Consider the following 16,901-nt stretch of genomic DNA (forward strand, 5'->3'; position numbering starts at 1 on the left):
CTACTTTCCTCCTTTTTCAAAATAGAAGGGATCATCAACTTCATTCATCCACCAGTCTGTGTAAGGAAATTCCGAATGTGCGGCAACGTTTTCATTGAACTTTCTGGTCAGATAAGCTTCCCATAATCTGTTACCCAGACGTATAACTCCGTCATATCCGATTGAATAGTTTGCATCTCCTTCAAATATTGTAGGTATTCCCAATTTATAACCGAGTACTGTAAGTCCCTGATGTCTAACGATAAGATAATCGGGTTTAACCTTCTTTAAGATTTTCACCACCTCGTAGGGCTGCTTGTTACATACGTTAAAGTTCTGGATGTCTCCGGCTGATTCAACGAGTTTCTCTAAGATGTTTATTTCTCCGGAATCTGCCTTCTGATCGTGGTGAAGTGCTGTAACACCTGCGATCTTAAGTCCTAAATCCTTTACAAGATTTGAGAGATTGTAGGTGTAGGCATCGCCTGCAAGAATGTAAACCGTTTTTCCTTCAAATTTCTTCTTAAGTTCTTCCAGCTCCTCTGCAATTCTTGCATGCTCTGTTGCAATCACATCCTCAACAACATCTGTCTTATCTGTGAGTCTCGCAATTTCGTGAAGCCATCCATCTGTCCAGTTAATGCCGTAGGGAGCAGGTGCTTTTACCTCAGGCACCCCGAATTTTTCCTCAAGACCATGAGCGATATAGGTTGCAAGAGTCTCACAGATCTGCGCTGAGCAGGTAGCTTCTGAGAGACTAGCCAGTTCCTCATAGGTTGCAAGAGGCACAACATAGTTGGTCTTAAGTCCCAGCTTTGCAAGGAGAGGTGTAAAAGTATCTGTTCCTTCAAAGTTAAAGATATTTACAACATCCTTCTTGCGCTCTTTGGGCTCTCTCACAATTTTCTTCAAAATACCATGGAAGGTTGCGTCAAACCCTGTGGACCAGACCTTTGACTTAAAGCCCTCGCAGGCGATGGGAACTATCGGAACACCAAGCTCATCTTCCATCTCTTCAGCAACTGACTCCACATCATCACCGATGATTCCTGATGCACAGGAGGTCGTTATGAAAATTACTGACGGATTCTGTCTCTTGTAGGCTTCTCTTAGTGCCTTCCTCAGTTTTTCCATTCCGCCGTATACGGTATCCTTTTCCTGAATATTGGTGCAGATAGCGGTATTTGAAAACTCGCCCCTTTTCCTTGCTGCAGTAACGGCGCGTCCTGCATTATCTCTGACACTGTCGCCTGCCGCAAAGCATCCAATTGGAGCATGTGCCACAACTGCTCCGCCCTTTACGAAGGAAGCCATTGACTGTGCACATCCCTCCTGACAGTCACTACACTGACCATAGCGTCTGCCGGAGCATTTTAATTCTGCATTTTTTGATTTTTCATTTAAATCTGAAGCAGTTCCGTTATAGCTGAGTATCGCATTCAGTCTGCGCTCACGTATAACCGGTGCTCCGGTTGATAAATTGATAGCCATAAGTTATTAACCTCTAACCCCTTTTTAATTGTCTGTTAAGTCCTTTATATCCTCTTCAAATGGATCATATCCATAGAACTGTTTGCTGATTTCCTGTGCCTTGCCTTCCTCTTTGAGCTCCTTAAGTGCTGCGTCATAAGCATCAAGGAACTTCTGGTCAACCTTGTCCTTGTTGAAAAGATTATAAACACCAACTATCTGAATCGGGATCCAAACAAGATCATCGACTGCATCGTGATAAGCTCCATCCTCAGCAACATAGTTAGTAAGCCAGTTTGAATAAAGTGCAAGACCTACATCATATCTGCCATTGATGATCCAGTTATTTACTTCGCTGTTGGTATTCTCTGATGTGTACTCAAACTCGATCTGATTGTCAGGATGCTCCTCGTTGTAAACCTCTACAGGATATGTAAGTCCGTTACCTGCCTGCATTGAATAGAAGGTAAGTCCTTCGCTCTTCTGTCTGTTGGCAACATCCTCAAAGCTTGTAAGATCGCCCAGTTCCTTCTTTACAAGGAGACCTATGTAGCTTGCACCAATGTTTTCACTTGGAATTGCATACTTTTCAATTCTCTCTTTTGTTAAGAAGCAGTTAGCTTCGCCGCCCTGGTAGGTTCCAGCCTCGATTCCCACAAATACATCATCGAAGGATGTGGGTACATACTCAAACTCATAATCCTCGAGCTTGTCATCGATTGCTCTCATAAGCTCAACTGTAGCGCCTGTGAGGTTATCATCTTCATCAAGATAATCGTTAACACCTGATACTGAAATATTGCAGCCGATTACAATGTGGTTTGAAGAACCGCCTTCAGATGAGCCTGCCTCTTCTGTCTTTGCGTCCTCTGTCTTTGCATCCTCTGCTTTTGCGCTGTCACTTCCCGCTGCACTTTCACTGGCCTTTGCGCTACCGCATGCTGCAAGTTGAAGCGCCAATACTGCTGCTGTTAATACTGCCAAAACTTTTCTCTTTTTCATAATCTTCCTCCTGATTGTTTGTAATATATAGGTTTTTATTGCCTCACTTAAATCTGATAATCATCAGCCATAAGACCGAACTCCGAAAGGATTTCCTCAAGCTTTTCCTGTGTCATGGGTGTGGGAATTACAAGGTCTTTATTGTTCATTACCGCCTCCGCAAGATTCCTGTATTCCTGAGCCTGATTTGATTCCGGCTTATACTCTATGACTGTCTTCTTGTTAATCTCTGCATGCTGTACTACGTTGTCACGGGGAACAAAGTAGATAAGCTTGGTACCAAGCTCCTTAGAAAACGCGCGAAGCAGATCCAGCTCTCTGTCAACATTTCTGCTGTTGCAGATGATACCGCCAAGTCTTACACCGCCTGTCTTAGCATATCTTGCGATACCTTTGGAGATGTTGTTGGCTGCATAGAGAGCCATCATCTCACCACTTGCTACAATATAGATTTCCTGAGCTTTTCCTTCACGGATAGGCATTGCAAAACCACCACAAACTACATCGCCGAGTACGTCATAAAATACATAATCAAGATCCTCTGTATACGCTCCAAGCTGTTCAAGAAGACCTATTGAAGTAATGATTCCGCGTCCTGCACATCCAACACCGGGCTCAGGTCCGCCTGACTCAACACATCTTGTTCCTCCAAAGCCTTCCTTTAAGATGCTGTCGATATCAACATCGTCTCCCTCTTCTCTAAGGGTGTCCAAAACTGTTCTCTGTGCAAGTCCGCCAAGCAGAAGTCGTGTCGAGTCTGCCTTAGGATCACAGCCTACTACCATGACCTTCTGTCCCTTTTCAACAAGTCCTGCTGTCAGGTTCTGTGTTGTAGTGGACTTTCCGATTCCACCCTTTCCGTAAATTGCGATTTGTCTTAACTCTGCCATTTTTTCAAACTCTCCTCCATTCTTATGTGTGTTTTACCAGAGCTTTATCACTGTGAGCTCTGTCATAAATCATCAGCTTTTCTATGGCCTGATCTATTTCATTTTCTATCTCAAGAGCTTTTATGCCTTTGCTCAAAAGAATCCTTGCTGCACCGGGGCCTATCCTCGCTGAAAGTGCATATTTGCAATGACTAATTTTCTCTGCAACCGCCTCGATGTTTTCATGGTCACATCCTCCGTTACAAGCAAGCCCGGTATCTATTTCATCCACATATTCCCAATTAGTGTTATCTGTTATTTCTGCGATAAGAAACTTTACGCATCTTCCGAAATGAAGATCTATATTCTCTCCGCTATAGGACGCCAACGCCACCTGATATTTCATGCCAGCCTCCTTATCCGTGTGAAAATGTATTTTTCGCATTAAGTTTCTTTATGTCATACAACTGATCCGATATTTCGAGCTTTCCGGGAATACCTGCTGCGTCCGCCCTACATCTCTGGCAATGCCTGAAAACTCTTATATATTTTTCAGCTTTTGTTCTTGCCTCATGAAGCATCATGCAATCTGGTTCTTTTAAATGTGAGAGCTTATGCGTCGGAATAAGCGGTATGATATTCATAAAGTCTGCACCGAGTCCTGCCACGGTTTTGGCGACTTCTTCGACATGTTCATCATTTATTCCCGGGCAAAGAACTGTATTGACCTTTACCATAGCTCCAAGCTTCTTTATCTTCTTGATTCCTCGAAGCTGTGCATCTATGAGAATTCTTGCACCCTCTTCCCCGACATAGGTAACTCCGTCTTTTACAATCCAGAGGCATATATGTTTCAGTACCTTGGGATCAACTGCATTGACGGTTACTGTTACTGTTTTTACTCCTGCATCTATGAGTTCCTGTGCCCTTTCTTCAAGAAGTAATCCGTTTGTGCTAAGGCAGTTTATAAGTTCCGGATGCTTTTCCTTTATAAGCTTAAAAGTCTCTATCGCATAATCGGATGCGAGTGTATCTCCCGGTCCTGCGATACCTGCCACTGTTATCTGTGGGCAAAGCTCCAAGGCTTTATCAAGTATTTCCGCCGCCTCATTGGGCGTAAGTATTTCTGAAGTAACTCCCGGTCTTTTCTCATCCTTATTTCTTGTCCTGTTGCAGAAAGCACACTGTATGTTGCAGGAAGGACTTACCGGAAGATGAATTCTTCCTTTATTAAGATTGGGCCCCTTTCCAAAGCAGGGATGCTGGTTTGAAATGTGCTCCAGCGGATCATTTAGTTCAAGTAATGTATTAGTGCTATTGTTCATTTGTGTTACTCCTGTCTGTCTAAACTCCGGTTGTCAGATGTAGCTTAGGATGTATCCCTCCTCATCAAAGACCAGCGAATTGTCATCGGCGTGCATTCCGTCTGCAAAAAAATTGAAAGGTCTAATCTTTTTCCCTTTATATTCAATCTCTGTCTTAAATGCCGGTTCGATGCTTCTAATCTTTCCCGATCTGTAAAAGGAAATTCCTATGTTTGTTTTGATGTCTCCGTACTTTGTTCTGATTATCAGTGTGTCGCTGTTGTAAATGGTTATACTTTTAAGCTTTCCATCAGGGAAAAAGTACAGACACTGTGGTCTTGATCTGTAGATCGTTTTCCCCACCTTCAAGTCTAAATACGCGGTAATCTCGGCTTCGTTTTTCTCCGACCAATAGGCTCCTATTCTTCCATACCTGGGAAAAATTCTTTTTATGCTTCCATTCTCGTAAAAGGTTATGAGCTCTGCAGGTATCATCCCGTAATCAGTTTCTATATCAGTCTGTCCGTTTAAATACACCGCCCTGATTTTCCCTGATTTATAGAAGCGCACCTTTTCTCTTTCTCGTCTTCTAAAATCCATTTTCGGATCATTTGTATTTTCATAACCTTTAAAAAAACTTGCCGAGATTGTCATTTTTCCTTTCCTTCCATAAACCTGCGGATTCATTTTTATTTCACAGGACATGACCCATGAAATAAAAAAGGAGGTTTACAACACGCTTCACAAATGAAATGAAGTGATTGTAAACCTCCGGTTGTCCGGTCGGTTATCTTTAAGGTTAGATGAATTCTAACATAGTAACCGACCGGGGAAAATCAAGTATTACTTATGGCTGGGTATAATAAAATCTTTTACCCTGCATTTTTAATCATTTATTACTGTCCGTATTATGGTACTCCTGAAGGGACTTGATGTTTCCGCATCCGCCCTTCTTAACTTCCTTTATTCCCTGTACTGCGGCTTTGGCTGCAGCAACTGTGGTGATGTAGGGAAGACGTGCCTTTATGGCTGCGCGGCGAAGATATGCGTCATCGTATTTTGCACCCTTTCCGATAGGTGTGTTAATTACAAGCAGAACCTCGCCATTTTTAATTATGTCCTCTACGTTGGGTCTGCCGCCCTCGTAGTTTTTCATAATTCTTGTGGCATCTATGCCTGCTTCTACGATGGTCTCATAGGTCTTGCCTGTTGCATAAATCCTGAAGCCATCATCAGCAAAGCCTTTGGCGATTTCTGCTGCTTCGGGCTTGTCCTCCTCATTCAGTGATATGAGAACCGCACCCTCGAGAGGAAGAACCGCACCGGCTGCCTCTTCTGCCTTAAAGAAGGCTTCTCCGGGAGTTTTTGCAAGTCCAAGTACCTCACCTGTTGAACGCATTTCAGGTCCAAGTACCGGATCAACCTCCGGGAACATATTGAAGGGGAATACAGCCTCTTTTACGCCATAATATTCGGGTTCTGTATTCTTCTTTGCTTCTATAAGTCCCTGCACCGGCGAAGGTCTTCCTGTGAGCTGAGAAGTAATAATATCTGTAGCAACGGGAACCATTCTGATACCACAGACCTTGGATACCAGCGGCACAGTACGGGATGCACGAGGATTTGCTTCAAGTACATAAACAGTGTCGTCCTCAATCGCATACTGCATATTCATAAGACCAACGACGTTCATCTCTACAGCAATCTTTCTGGTGTACTCCTCGATTGTCTTAAGATGCTTTTCAGAAATATGCTTTGAAGGAACGATGCAGGCAGAGTCTCCTGAGTGAATACCTGCAAGCTCTATGTGCTCCATAACTGCGGGAACAAACGCTCTCTCTCCGTCACTTATCGCATCAGCTTCACACTCCAGTGCATTATGAAGGAATCTGTCTATAAGAATCGGTCTGTCAGGTGTGACGCCGACAGCTGCTCTCATGTAACCTTCCATGCTCTCTTCGTCGCGAACAATCTCCATTCCTCTTCCGCCAAGTACGAAAGAAGGACGAACCATTACAGGATAGCCTATTCTTGCGGCTATAGCTTTTGCTTCCTCTACATTTGATGCCATTCCTGACTCAGCCATAGGAATCTCAAGCTTCTCCATCATCATGCGGAACTGATCTCTATCCTCTGCAAGATCTATTACTTCGGGAGTTGTTCCAAGGATATTTACGCCCTCTTCCTTAAGCTTAGCTGCGAGGTTAAGAGGTGTCTGGCCTCCGAACTGTGCGATGACTCCAACCGGCTTTTCCTTTTTATAAATCTGAAGAACATCCTCAAGTGTAAGAGGCTCGAAGTAAAGTGTGTCTGAAGTATCGTAATCTGTTGATACCGTCTCGGGATTGCAGTTTACAATGATTGTCTCAAATCCGAGTTTCTTAAGAGCAAGTGCTGCATGTACACAGCAGTAGTCAAACTCGATACCCTGTCCGATTCTGTTGGGGCCACCACCGAGGATCATAATCTTCTTATTGGTGGATGACATATCCTTGGGATTCTCCAGCTGCGCATCAGTCTTATAAGTTGAGTAGTAATAAGCAGCGCCTTCGGTTCCGTATACATGTACGCCATCCCAGCTCTCAAGGAATCCGAACTCCTCTCTCTTTTTTCTGATATCATCTTCAGAAACATCAAGAAGTCCTGCAAGGTAGCGGTCTGCAAATCCGTCTTCTTTAGCTTTGACAAGGACTTCCTTAGTAGGAACTTTTCCTGCAAATTCGGATACAATAGCGCTCTCTTCATCAACAAGCTCTTTTATCTCAGTAAGGAAATAGTGCTTAACCTTTGTGATGTCAAATATCTCATCTACTGTCACGCCCTTCTTGAAGGCTTCGTATATAAGGAAATATCTCTCAGAAGAAGCATCCTTAAGAAGATGCAACAGCTCTTCCTTATCCATATCCTCATACTTTTTCACATTTCCAAGGCCGTATCTGCCCTTTTCAAGGGATCTTATCGCCTTCTGGAAAGCTTCCTTGAAGTTCTTACCGATGGACATTACTTCGCCCACAGCTCTCATCTGTGTTCCGAGCTTATCCTCTACTCCATGGAATTTCTCAAACGCCCAGCGCGCGAACTTAACAACAACGTAGTCACCGTTCGGCACATACTTATCGAGAGTTCCGAACTTGGAATCAGGGAGCTCAGCAAGTGTTAAACCGGTTGCAAGCTTTGCTGATACAAGGGCAATCGGGAAACCGGTCGCCTTACTTGCAAGTGCAGAAGATCTTGAAGTTCTGGGGTTGATCTCAATTACAACAATTCTTCCGGTCTTCGGATCGTGAGCGAACTGTACGTTCGTACCACCGATAACTCCGATGTGCTCTACAATCTTATAGGCCTGGCGCTGCAGCTCCTCCTGAAGCTTTTCATCTATAGTGAGCATAGGCGCAGTACAGAAGGAATCTCCCGTATGGACACCGACAGGATCAACGTTTTCAATAAAGCATACGGTGATCATGTTGTTGTCCTTATCTCTTACAACCTCAAGCTCAAGCTCTTCCCAGCCAAGGATTGACTCCTCAACAAGAACCTGATGAATGATTGATGCAGCAAGACCTCTGGCACAGACTGTCTGAAGCTCTTCTTTATTGTAAACAAGGCCGCCGCCTGCTCCGCCCATAGTGTAAGCAGGCCTTAAAACAACAGGATATCCAAGCTCATCAGCTTCAGCCAGCGCCTCTTCGATGCTGTAGCAGGCCTTGGATCTGGCCATCTCGATGCCGAGCATATCCATGGTCTTCTTGAACTCTGTTCTGTCCTCGCCTCGCTCAATGGCATCTACCTGAACACCTATAACCTTGACGTTATATTTTTCCAGGACACCCGCCTTATAAAGTTCCGAACACAAATTAAGACCAGATTGTCCTCCCAAATTGGGCAAAAGGGCATCCGGTCTTTCTTTTTCAATTACAGCGGCAACGCGCTCTACATTAAGGGGTTCAATATAAGTCCTGTCAGCCATCTCCGGATCTGTCATGATAGTAGCCGGATTGGAATTAACCAGGACGATTTCGTAGCCAAGACTCCTAAGCGCCTTGCAGGCCTGAGTTCCCGAATAGTCAAATTCGCAAGCCTGTCCGATGACAATAGGGCCTGAGCCGATTATTAGTACCTTGTGGATATCTGTTCTCTGTGCCATGTTCCTCTCCCATTCCTAAAATTTTTCTCTAAAAATTTTATTATCCATGGAAGAATAAAACAAGTAGTAAATTTAATTATTTTTGGTTCTCTTTTTCTGCAATCGCAAACACTCGATTAAACTCACAGATTAGATCTGCAATGCCTTCAATTCCTACAGAAAGCCTTAATACTCTGTCATTGATCCCATTCTTTTCAAGAAGATCCCTTGGTACATCCGCATGTGTCTGAGTAACCGGATAGGTAATAAGTGTCTCTGTCCCACCAAGGCTCTCAGCAAAATAAATAAGCTGTACATTATTTAAAATCGAATGCGCAAACTCAGCAGAGGCCACCTCAAATGTCAACATAGCACCAAAACCTCTGGCCTGCTTTTTCATAATCTCATACCCCGGGTGTTCAGTGAGTCCCGGATAGATTACCTTTGTCACGTGCTTGTTAGTCTTTAGATATTTTGCAAGCGCCAGCGCATTTTCCTGTGCTCTGTCGAGTCTTACCGCAAGAGTTCTGATTCCACGAAGAATGAGCCAGCTATCAAAGGGTGAAAGTCCTGCACCTGTTGTCTTGTAGATAAATCTTAATCTCTCATCCAACTCTTCATCCTTAACAACCACGAACCCTCCTATAGTGTCATGATGTCCTCCAAGGAACTTCGTTCCGGAATGAAGAACAATATCAGCTCCGAGGTTAAGAGGATTCTGAAAATAAGGTGACAAAAAAGTGTTGTCTACTATAAGTAATAGTCCCTTTTCTTTAGTTATTTTAGAGAGCTCTTCTATATCAGTTACATTCATCATAGGATTTGTTGGTGTCTCAAGATAAACAGCCTTCGTATTTTCCTTTATATAAGGTGTTATATCCTCGCTGCTAAGACTAACCGCTGTATACTCAAGACCGTTCTTTTTACTTATCTCATTAAAAAGTCTGATGCTCCCACCATAAAGATCCTCATCAATAATGAAGTGATCTCCCGGGCTAAAAAGCTCCATTACAGTTGCTATTGCTGCCATTCCGCTGGCAAATGCAATAGCATCCTTCCCGTTTTCAAGGTAGGCAACTATAGATTCCAATTGCTTTCTTGTCGGATTCTGCATTCTGGTATAATCATAGCCCGTTGTATCCCCAAGTCCCGGGTGTGCAAAAGTAGCTGTCTGATATATTGGATAGCTGATAGCTCCCCACTTATCCAAAAGATTTCTGTCCAGTTGCTGACACTTTGTCTCTATGCTGCAATTTACATCTGTACACTTGTTGCACCCACTGCAATCCATACTAATCACTCCCTTCAAAATCAGAATCTTTCTTTCGAACTGGTTTCTATCTGCGTGATCTTGCCATCATGTACAGTTATAGTTACAGTTCCGTACTTCAGGTTTTCAACCTGATTCCTTATCCTTTTCCATACGTCTTCCAACAAATCTTTTTCCACATCCGCCTTTGCCATAATTCTCTCCTCACCTGTCTTTCCAAGACATTTTTTATTTAAGAAGATATTACCTTGCCATAATATCCTGCACAATTTCATAAAGCTTATAGACTGCTATCATGATTTCTGATTGCTTCATATAATTGATTCATCGCCTGCTCAAGTATCTTCCTGGGACAGGCAATATTTATTCTTTCAAATAGCGCTGTCTCTCTTCCGAAAATGATTCCGGGATCAAGCCACAGATGTGCTTCATCAACTATCAGTTTTTCAAGTTCCTTATGATTATCAGTAAATTCGCTGAAATCGAGCCATATGAGATACGTCCCCTCAGGTTCTATAAGATGTATTTGAGGAAGCTTTTCTTTCAAAAAGTCCCTGACATAAGAAACATTCCCCTCGAGATATTCAATTAACTCATCAAGCCATTTCTCGCCCTTGGTATATACTGAAATGGTTGCTGTCAGTCCAACCGCATTGCACTGACTATAGCCTGCTGCCTCGTTCTCAAATATAAATGCTCTTCTTGTTTCCTCATTCGGGATAATAATATTGGCAATCTGAAGACCTGCAATGTTGAAGGTCTTACTAGGAGAAGTTCCTACAATAAGCTTCCCGGTATACTCCTCTCCGAGTGAAATATAAGGCGTATGCTTATATCCTTTGTAAACAAAATCAGAATGAATTTCATCTGCAAAAACATATACATCATGTTTTTTACAGATATCTGCAATTCTTGTCAGTTCTTCTTTGGTCCATACTCTGCCCACCGGATTATGCGGACTGCAAAAAAGAAACAGCTTAACATTCTCTGAAATTATCTTCTTTTCAAAATCATCAAAATCAATTTCGTAGTGTCCATTCTTATAAACAAGCTGGTTGTTTACCAATTTTCTGCCGTTTTGTTTAACCGTCTCAGCAAAGGGATAATAGACAGGCTGCTGTATCAGGATGGCATCGCCTTTATCCGTAAGTGCTCTGATTGCTGTTGCAATGGCATATACGACTCCGGGAGTTATAACATTCCAGTTGTCCTTTATTTCAAAACCATGCCTCTTAAGATACCAGTTTCTTATTGCAGTTTTGTAATCATCTTTGGGATCTGTATAGCCAAAAATGCCATGCCTTACTCTTTCTTCTATGTCCTCAATCACTTCATCCGGAAGCTTAAAATCCATGTCTGCAACCCATAGTGGAAGCAGATCGTCTCTCTTTTTTCTTTCGGGACCGAAATCGTATTTGAGAGAGGAAGTGTTTTTGCGGTCTACTATTTTGTCAAAGTTGTATGTTGTCATATTTACCCTCATCCGGCACTTCGTGCCACCTTCCCCCTAAAAGGGGGAAGGCTTTTGAATAATAAACTTTTATGTTTAATATACATATATTGAATATAGAAAGTGCTCCGGAAGCGGATGAGCTTCGGAGCAATTCTTTTTTCCGGAAGGAAATTTGGAACCGGAATATCATAATTTGCGTACTGTGAACAAATGATTTTCACACGTACTATTCTTATCTACATATTGGCTGGATATGTATAAATTGTCTCTACTCTGTTTTTATCAATCTGCAAAAAGCGGTGTTGAAAGGTATCTGTCACCTGAATCGGGAAGAAGAACTACTATGTTCTTACCCTTGTTCTCAGGTCTTGCTGCAAGAATTGTTGCTGCCTTAAGTGCTGCACCTGATGAAATACCTACAAGAATTCCCTCTGAAACCGCAAACCTTTTACCCTCTGCGAAAGCATCTTCATTCTCAATAGCAAGAACCTCATCGTAAACCTTTGTGTTAAGGGTTTCCGGAACGAAGCCTGCTCCGATTCCCTGAATCTTGTGAGGTCCTGCTTCGCCCTTAGTAAGTACAGGGCTTGTAGCGGGCTCAACTGCAACAACCTTAACATCAGGATTCTGTTCCTTGAGGTATTCGCCAACACCTGTGATGGTTCCGCCTGTACCTACACCTGCAACAAAGATATCAACCTTGCCGTCTGTCTGCTTCCAGATTTCAGGACCTGTGGTAGCCTTATGGATAGCGGGGTTGGCCGGATTTACGAACTGACCGAGGATTATTGCTCCGTCAATTTCTTTCTCAAGTTCTTCTGCCTTGGCAATTGCTCCCTTCATTCCCTTGGCGCCCTCTGTAAGAACGATCTCTGCGCCGTATGCCTTAAGAAGATTTCTTCTCTCAACACTCATGGTATCAGGAAGTGTAAGTATTGCTCTGTAGCCCTTTGCAGCTGCAACTGCTGCAAGACCGATTCCTGTGTTACCTGATGTAGGCTCGATGATTGTTGCGCCGGGTTTAAGCTTTCCGCTCTTTTCAGCATCCTCTATCATACTAAGTGCTACTCTGTCCTTTACGGATCCTGCAGGATTGAGATATTCAAGTTTTGCAAGAAGTGTTGCATCTGTAACTCCTGCCTTTTTGCTGTAGCCGTTAAGCTGTAAGATTGGTGTTCCCCCAATAAGATCAAGTGCGCTCTGGTTAATGTATGCCATGATATTTCTCCTCCGTTTTTAATATATTTTTTTCTTTCGTTTTTATGTGTCGTTTGTTGATATAAGGATAATAACACGGCACTCATCTTTGTAAAATGAAGTAATAATTATCGGCAGAAATAAACTTTACTTATTGCTTCGATAACTATCAGTTATACTCCTTAATCTCTGTTTTTATAAAGGAATCCAAAAGCTCTACGTATTTCTCTTTGGTTAGCTTAGGCTCATATTCATCAACTATCTTCTTCGCGGTTTTGGCATTGTCTCTAAGGAACCTATATGCCCCCAGAGCAAACACTTTTGCTGTCTCGATATACGCCAGTTCTTCGTCCACTACTTCAAAGTCAGCGCCATGGAATTTTCCTTCTATACCACCTGTATTAAATGTATAAACCGGTTGGATATGCTGGAGATCTCCAACGTCCGTGGAGCCACCGCTGAACTCTCCTTTATCATCTGCCACTTCCACGTTATACTTATCGCCGGCTGCTATTTTTGCTGCCTCAACAAGATCTTCCTCCGGAACCACCGGCAGCGTTGGCAGGTATCCCGGCATCGTCTCAATCTCAACAGTTGCTCCAAGCGCCGCTCCGCCTGCAAAAAACGCTCTGTCAGTTTTGTTTGATGCATCAATTATGGCTTCGTTGTTTCCTGCTCTTACGAGAGTCTCTATAACAACCTCATCGGGGATTACATTTACGAGATCTCCACCCTTTGTCATAATCGGATGTATCCTTACATGATCTGTATCCTTGAAGGTCTCTCTGTGATAACCAAGTGCTGCAAGTCCTAGTGAAGCAGCATTAAGAGCATTCACTCCAAGCTCTGGAGCAGCGGCAGCATGAGAAGCTTTTCCATGAACCTTTATTACCTTACTTACAAAGCCATTATTGGTTCTGCTGCTAAAGCTGATCTTATCTCCGTTTGAGCTGTGATGAGCTATCGAAAGATCGACATCATCAAATGCACCAATCCTAATAAGTTCACATTTTCCTCCGCCATATTTGATTTTTCCTTCATCCTTCAATTTGTTCTTGAATTCTACCTCCCCATATTCCTCCGCAGGTACCGCAAAGAATACAACCTGTCCGTCGAGCGACTGTGCTATCTCTTTGTTGGAAAGAGCAATTGCAGCTCCCAGGATTCCTGTAAGCTGAGCATGATGTCCGCAGCAATGTGCTCCCTGACTCTCCTTGTTAAAATGAGGATGATTTGTAATTCTAAGAGCATCAAGTTCTCCGATAAGAGCAAGGCTTACATTGTCCTTTTTGTCCTGATTAAGATATGCCTTCACACCTGTTACTGCATGCCCCTCAGTAACCTCCAGTCCAAGTTTTTTTGTAAAATCCGCAAACTTTTCTGCTGTCCTGAACTCCTTGTATCCAAGCTCCGCATGATCATAAATATCTCTTGCAAATTCTATAATTTCATCTCTGTGCGAATCTATTATGTCTATAATTTTTTTCTCTATAGCATCCATATTATCCGGTCTCCATTCTGTCTGAAATTTTCGCCATCTTAGTTGTAGGAAGGGATTGACCAAAGCTCATTGTACTTAGGTCCGTTGTTCTCACCAATCCATGTAAGGAACTCTTCTGACTGATATGCATCCACAATATCTTTTGCCCACTGTGCATCTGCATTATCAGCATTTACTACAACCTGGAGCCAGAAATCCTCTGAAAGATTCTCATTGAAAAGTGCTGTGGAAGGATCAATTCCTGCGTTGTAAACAATACTTCCTGTAATAACACCGAAGTCAAAATCCGAAAGGCTTGTTGCGATGTAGGTTGTCTGAAGTTCATAGAACTCAAGATTGTACTTGTTCTCCTCAACATCCTCTGCGGAAGCTGTTGCAAAATCAGTTCCTTCTTTAAGTGTTATCCAACCGAGATCCTGAAGCATTACGAATGCTCTTGCCTGGTTTCCCGCATCCTGCGGAATTGCGATTACCTGACCCTCGCCGATCTCATCGACCGATGCATGTTTTTCTGAGAAAACAGATGCCGGTACGGTTGGAATCTTTGACAATGCTACGAGATTTCCTCCTGACTGTTCATTGTATGCTTTTAAAAATGCCGAGTGCTGTTCTACTGATACGTCTACGTCACCTGCGGTGATTGCTGCGTCTGCCTGATTAAGATCAAGTTCTGATACTTTGAAGGTATACCCCTTCTTCTCCAGAATAGGAATTATCGCCTCTTCAAAAAGCTCTGTATAAGGGCCTACACCCTTTGCATAGGTAATTTCTTTTTTATCCGACTGCGCTGCGCTTGCTTTCGCATTTGTTCCGCATCCTGTAAGTGAACCTGCAAGTAATCCTGCTAAAACTGCTGTTGCTGTAATCTTCTTTACCACTGTTAATTTTTTCATGTTTTTCTCCTCCGTTTTTCATTTATATTGCAAGCACACTTTTTTATGCTTAGCTTCAACTGTTAATTTGTTCTTGCCTTGACTGAAAGATTGCTTCCAAGGCTCTGTATAAACTGAGTTACGATTATCAAAAATACTACGAGGGTGTACATCAGCTCAAAATTGAATCTGTTGTATCCATAATTAAGTACGAGACTTCCTATTCCGCCTCCTCCGATATATCCTGCCATAGCACTGGATCCTATCAGTCCGACGATTCCTGTTGTAATACTGAGAATGAGGGAACCTTTTGCCTCAGGAAGTATGAAGTAAAAAATTAACTGAAACGGTGTAGCTCCCATCGATTTTGCCGCTTCGTAAATTCCTTTTCCCGTATCAAGAAGTGAATTTTCTATCAGCCTTGCCAGGAACGGAACAATATAAATCGTAAGCGGTACTATTGCTGCAGTTGGTCCGATTCTTGTTCCGATTATCGCTTTTGTGAGCGGCATCACTGCAATCAGGAGTACCACGAAAGGTGTGCTTCGAATTACATTGATGATCACGTTTATGACTGTGTATATCACCTTATTTTCATACAACCCGCCCTTCTTTGTAAATACAAGTGCTATTCCGATGATGAAGGCTAAAACGGCTCCGATTATGAGTGATATGCTTACCATATAGAGAGTTTCTTCAATTGAAGTGAATATTTTCTCCATCGGTATTCCGAGAAAGTTTTCTATTTGTGCCATTTATACCACCTCCTTCAGTTCTTCTTTGTATTCTTCAAGTTCTTTGTAACCTACACCATGTAGGGTGAAATATTGCTCGGCTTTTTTGATTTCGATGTCCGAACCGATAATCTGAACTATATGTATTCCTAATATCTGTTCCTGTATCTCGCTAATATTTGCAAATAGAATATTGGTTTCGATATCAAACTTTTTATTTACCTGTGCGAGTACTGACTCTGTACTGTCTGAGCTTTGGAACTTAAGTCTCAGGAGCTTATAATTTCTTGTATCCTCATAAATACTTTGAAGAAGCTTTTCCGGAACCTCATCCTGGATCACTGTCTTTACAAAGTTCTTTGTAATATCTGCCTTGGGTTCACTGAAAATATCTATTACATTCCCCTGTTCAACAATTCTTCCCGCTTCCATAACCGCCACATGATTGCATATGCTGGAAATAACATTCATTTCATGAGTAACAATTACGATTGTGACACCCAGTTCTCTGTTTATCTTCTTTAGAAGAGCCAGGATCGAATCTGTTGTTTTGGGATCAAGTGCACTTGTGGCTTCATCGCTTAGAAGAATGCTTGGCCTTGTTGCAAGTGCTCTTGCAATTCCTATTCTCTGCTTTTGTCCTCCGGAAAGTTTTCCGGGATATTCATCCCTCTTATCTTCCAGTTCTACGAACTTAAGCATCTGATCAACTCTCTCTTCGATTTCCTTTTTCGGTGTGTGATTGAGTTTTAATGGAAGTGCGATGTTTTCCCAAACTGTTTTGGTCTCAAGAATATTGAACTGTTGAAAAATCATCCCTATAGTTTTTCTTTTTGCTCTTAGTTCCTTAGGACTTAAACTATAGATGTCATCGCCGTCTACTGTTATTTTTCCGGATGTCGGTTTTTCAAGAGCATTTATTGTTCTTAGAAGTGTACTTTTTCCAGCTCCCGAAAATCCGATGAGTCCGAATATATCGCCGGTCTCTATTTCAAGATTTATATCCTGAAGAGCATTTACTTTATTTTTCTTTTGAGTAAATACTTTTCCAACGTTTTCAAATTTGATCATAATCTCCTCCTTCCCGATACTGCTTATCTTCTGTTGTTTTTCTGTTCGTTTGTTGT

Annotated in this window: 15 protein-coding genes; all 15 read right to left on the reverse strand. The window is 42.4% G+C overall.

Features of this window, described 5'->3' with window-relative positions; all coding sequences use genetic code 11:
- The 15 genes from G630_RS0103335 to G630_RS0103405 all read right to left on the reverse strand — a co-directional run bounded on the left by G630_RS0103335 (position 1) and on the right by G630_RS0103405 (position 16,845).
- Positions 1-1,470 carry a nitrogenase component 1 gene (locus G630_RS0103335; protein ID WP_022761478.1) on the reverse strand — a complete coding sequence of 490 codons (1,470 nt, stop codon included), beginning with the start codon at positions 1,468-1,470 and terminating at the stop codon, positions 1-3.
- A 24-nt stretch (positions 1,471-1,494) separates the two neighbouring features.
- Positions 1,495-2,451, reverse strand: coding sequence for a transporter substrate-binding domain-containing protein (locus G630_RS0103340; RefSeq protein WP_022761477.1), 957 nt, complete (start codon positions 2,449-2,451; stop codon positions 1,495-1,497).
- Positions 2,452-2,498: 47 nt separating this feature from the next.
- Positions 2,499-3,341, reverse strand: coding sequence for a nitrogenase iron protein (gene nifH / locus G630_RS0103345; protein ID WP_022761476.1), 843 nt, complete (start codon positions 3,339-3,341; stop codon positions 2,499-2,501).
- Positions 3,342-3,363: 22 nt separating this feature from the next.
- A complete protein-coding gene (locus G630_RS0103350) occupies positions 3,364-3,726 on the reverse strand; it encodes a NifB/NifX family molybdenum-iron cluster-binding protein (RefSeq protein ID WP_022761475.1) in 363 nt (120 codons plus the stop codon).
- A 10-nt stretch (positions 3,727-3,736) separates the two neighbouring features.
- Positions 3,737-4,645 (reverse strand): radical SAM protein, encoded by a 909-nt coding sequence (locus G630_RS0103355; RefSeq protein WP_022761474.1) that lies wholly within the window; start codon positions 4,643-4,645, stop codon positions 3,737-3,739.
- Positions 4,646-4,678: 33 nt separating this feature from the next.
- The gene (locus G630_RS20530; RefSeq protein WP_196805209.1) at positions 4,679-5,224 is read right to left on the reverse strand and encodes a hypothetical protein; all 546 of its coding nucleotides are present in this window, start codon (positions 5,222-5,224) and stop codon (positions 4,679-4,681) included.
- Positions 5,225-5,513: 289 nt separating this feature from the next.
- Positions 5,514-8,768 carry a carbamoyl-phosphate synthase large subunit gene (gene carB, locus G630_RS0103365; protein ID WP_026497752.1) on the reverse strand — a complete coding sequence of 1,085 codons (3,255 nt, stop codon included), beginning with the start codon at positions 8,766-8,768 and terminating at the stop codon, positions 5,514-5,516.
- A gap of 76 nt (positions 8,769-8,844) precedes the next feature.
- Positions 8,845-10,038 carry a trans-sulfuration enzyme family protein gene (locus G630_RS0103370; protein WP_081667775.1) on the reverse strand — a complete coding sequence of 398 codons (1,194 nt, stop codon included), beginning with the start codon at positions 10,036-10,038 and terminating at the stop codon, positions 8,845-8,847.
- A gap of 20 nt (positions 10,039-10,058) precedes the next feature.
- Positions 10,059-10,211 (reverse strand): YezD family protein, encoded by a 153-nt coding sequence (locus tag G630_RS24105; protein WP_022761470.1) that lies wholly within the window; start codon positions 10,209-10,211, stop codon positions 10,059-10,061.
- An 86-nt stretch (positions 10,212-10,297) separates the two neighbouring features.
- Positions 10,298-11,488 carry a MalY/PatB family protein gene (locus G630_RS0103380; protein ID WP_022761469.1) on the reverse strand — a complete coding sequence of 397 codons (1,191 nt, stop codon included), beginning with the start codon at positions 11,486-11,488 and terminating at the stop codon, positions 10,298-10,300.
- 264 nt (positions 11,489-11,752) lie between these two features.
- Entirely contained in the window at positions 11,753-12,688 is a 936-nt protein-coding gene (gene cysK / locus G630_RS0103385; protein ID WP_022761468.1) for a cysteine synthase A, read from the reverse strand.
- A 148-nt stretch (positions 12,689-12,836) separates the two neighbouring features.
- On the reverse strand, positions 12,837-14,168 hold the full coding sequence (locus G630_RS0103390) for an amidohydrolase (protein ID WP_026497754.1): 1,332 nt from the start codon (positions 14,166-14,168) through the stop codon (positions 12,837-12,839).
- A gap of 38 nt (positions 14,169-14,206) precedes the next feature.
- Positions 14,207-15,061, reverse strand: a complete 855-nt coding sequence (locus tag G630_RS0103395) for a MetQ/NlpA family ABC transporter substrate-binding protein (protein ID WP_022761466.1) — start codon at positions 15,059-15,061, stop codon at positions 14,207-14,209.
- A 62-nt stretch (positions 15,062-15,123) separates the two neighbouring features.
- A complete protein-coding gene (locus tag G630_RS0103400) occupies positions 15,124-15,795 on the reverse strand; it encodes a methionine ABC transporter permease (protein ID WP_022761465.1) in 672 nt (223 codons plus the stop codon).
- A complete protein-coding gene (locus G630_RS0103405) occupies positions 15,796-16,845 on the reverse strand; it encodes a methionine ABC transporter ATP-binding protein (protein WP_022761464.1) in 1,050 nt (349 codons plus the stop codon).
- Positions 16,846-16,901 lie beyond the last annotated feature (56 nt).

The sequence above is a fragment of the Butyrivibrio sp. WCD2001 genome (assembly GCF_000424485.1).
GTDB lineage: Bacteria > Bacillota > Clostridia > Lachnospirales > Lachnospiraceae > Butyrivibrio.

Coding starts and splice junctions, on each gene's coding strand:
- G630_RS0103350 (WP_022761475.1), bottom strand. CDS start 3,726: ATGAAATATCAGGTGGCGTTGGCGTCCTATAGCGGAGAGAATATAGAT.
- G630_RS0103335 (WP_022761478.1), bottom strand. CDS start 1,470: ATGGCTATCAATTTATCAACCGGAGCACCGGTTATACGTGAGCGCAGA.
- G630_RS0103370 (WP_081667775.1), bottom strand. CDS start 10,038: ATGGATTGCAGTGGGTGCAACAAGTGTACAGATGTAAATTGCAGCATA.
- G630_RS20530 (WP_196805209.1), bottom strand. CDS start 5,224: ATGGATTTTAGAAGACGAGAAAGAGAAAAGGTGCGCTTCTATAAATCA.
- G630_RS0103400 (WP_022761465.1), bottom strand. CDS start 15,795: ATGGCACAAATAGAAAACTTTCTCGGAATACCGATGGAGAAAATATTC.
- G630_RS0103405 (WP_022761464.1), bottom strand. CDS start 16,845: ATGATCAAATTTGAAAACGTTGGAAAAGTATTTACTCAAAAGAAAAAT.
- G630_RS0103355 (WP_022761474.1), bottom strand. CDS start 4,645: ATGAACAATAGCACTAATACATTACTTGAACTAAATGATCCGCTGGAG.
- G630_RS0103395 (WP_022761466.1), bottom strand. CDS start 15,061: ATGAAAAAATTAACAGTGGTAAAGAAGATTACAGCAACAGCAGTTTTA.
- G630_RS0103340 (WP_022761477.1), bottom strand. CDS start 2,451: ATGAAAAAGAGAAAAGTTTTGGCAGTATTAACAGCAGCAGTATTGGCG.
- nifH (WP_022761476.1), bottom strand. CDS start 3,341: ATGGCAGAGTTAAGACAAATCGCAATTTACGGAAAGGGTGGAATCGGA.
- G630_RS0103380 (WP_022761469.1), bottom strand. CDS start 11,488: ATGACAACATACAACTTTGACAAAATAGTAGACCGCAAAAACACTTCC.
- G630_RS0103390 (WP_026497754.1), bottom strand. CDS start 14,168: ATGGATGCTATAGAGAAAAAAATTATAGACATAATAGATTCGCACAGA.
- carB (WP_026497752.1), bottom strand. CDS start 8,768: ATGGCACAGAGAACAGATATCCACAAGGTACTAATAATCGGCTCAGGC.
- G630_RS24105 (WP_022761470.1), bottom strand. CDS start 10,211: ATGGCAAAGGCGGATGTGGAAAAAGATTTGTTGGAAGACGTATGGAAA.
- cysK (WP_022761468.1), bottom strand. CDS start 12,688: ATGGCATACATTAACCAGAGCGCACTTGATCTTATTGGGGGAACACCA.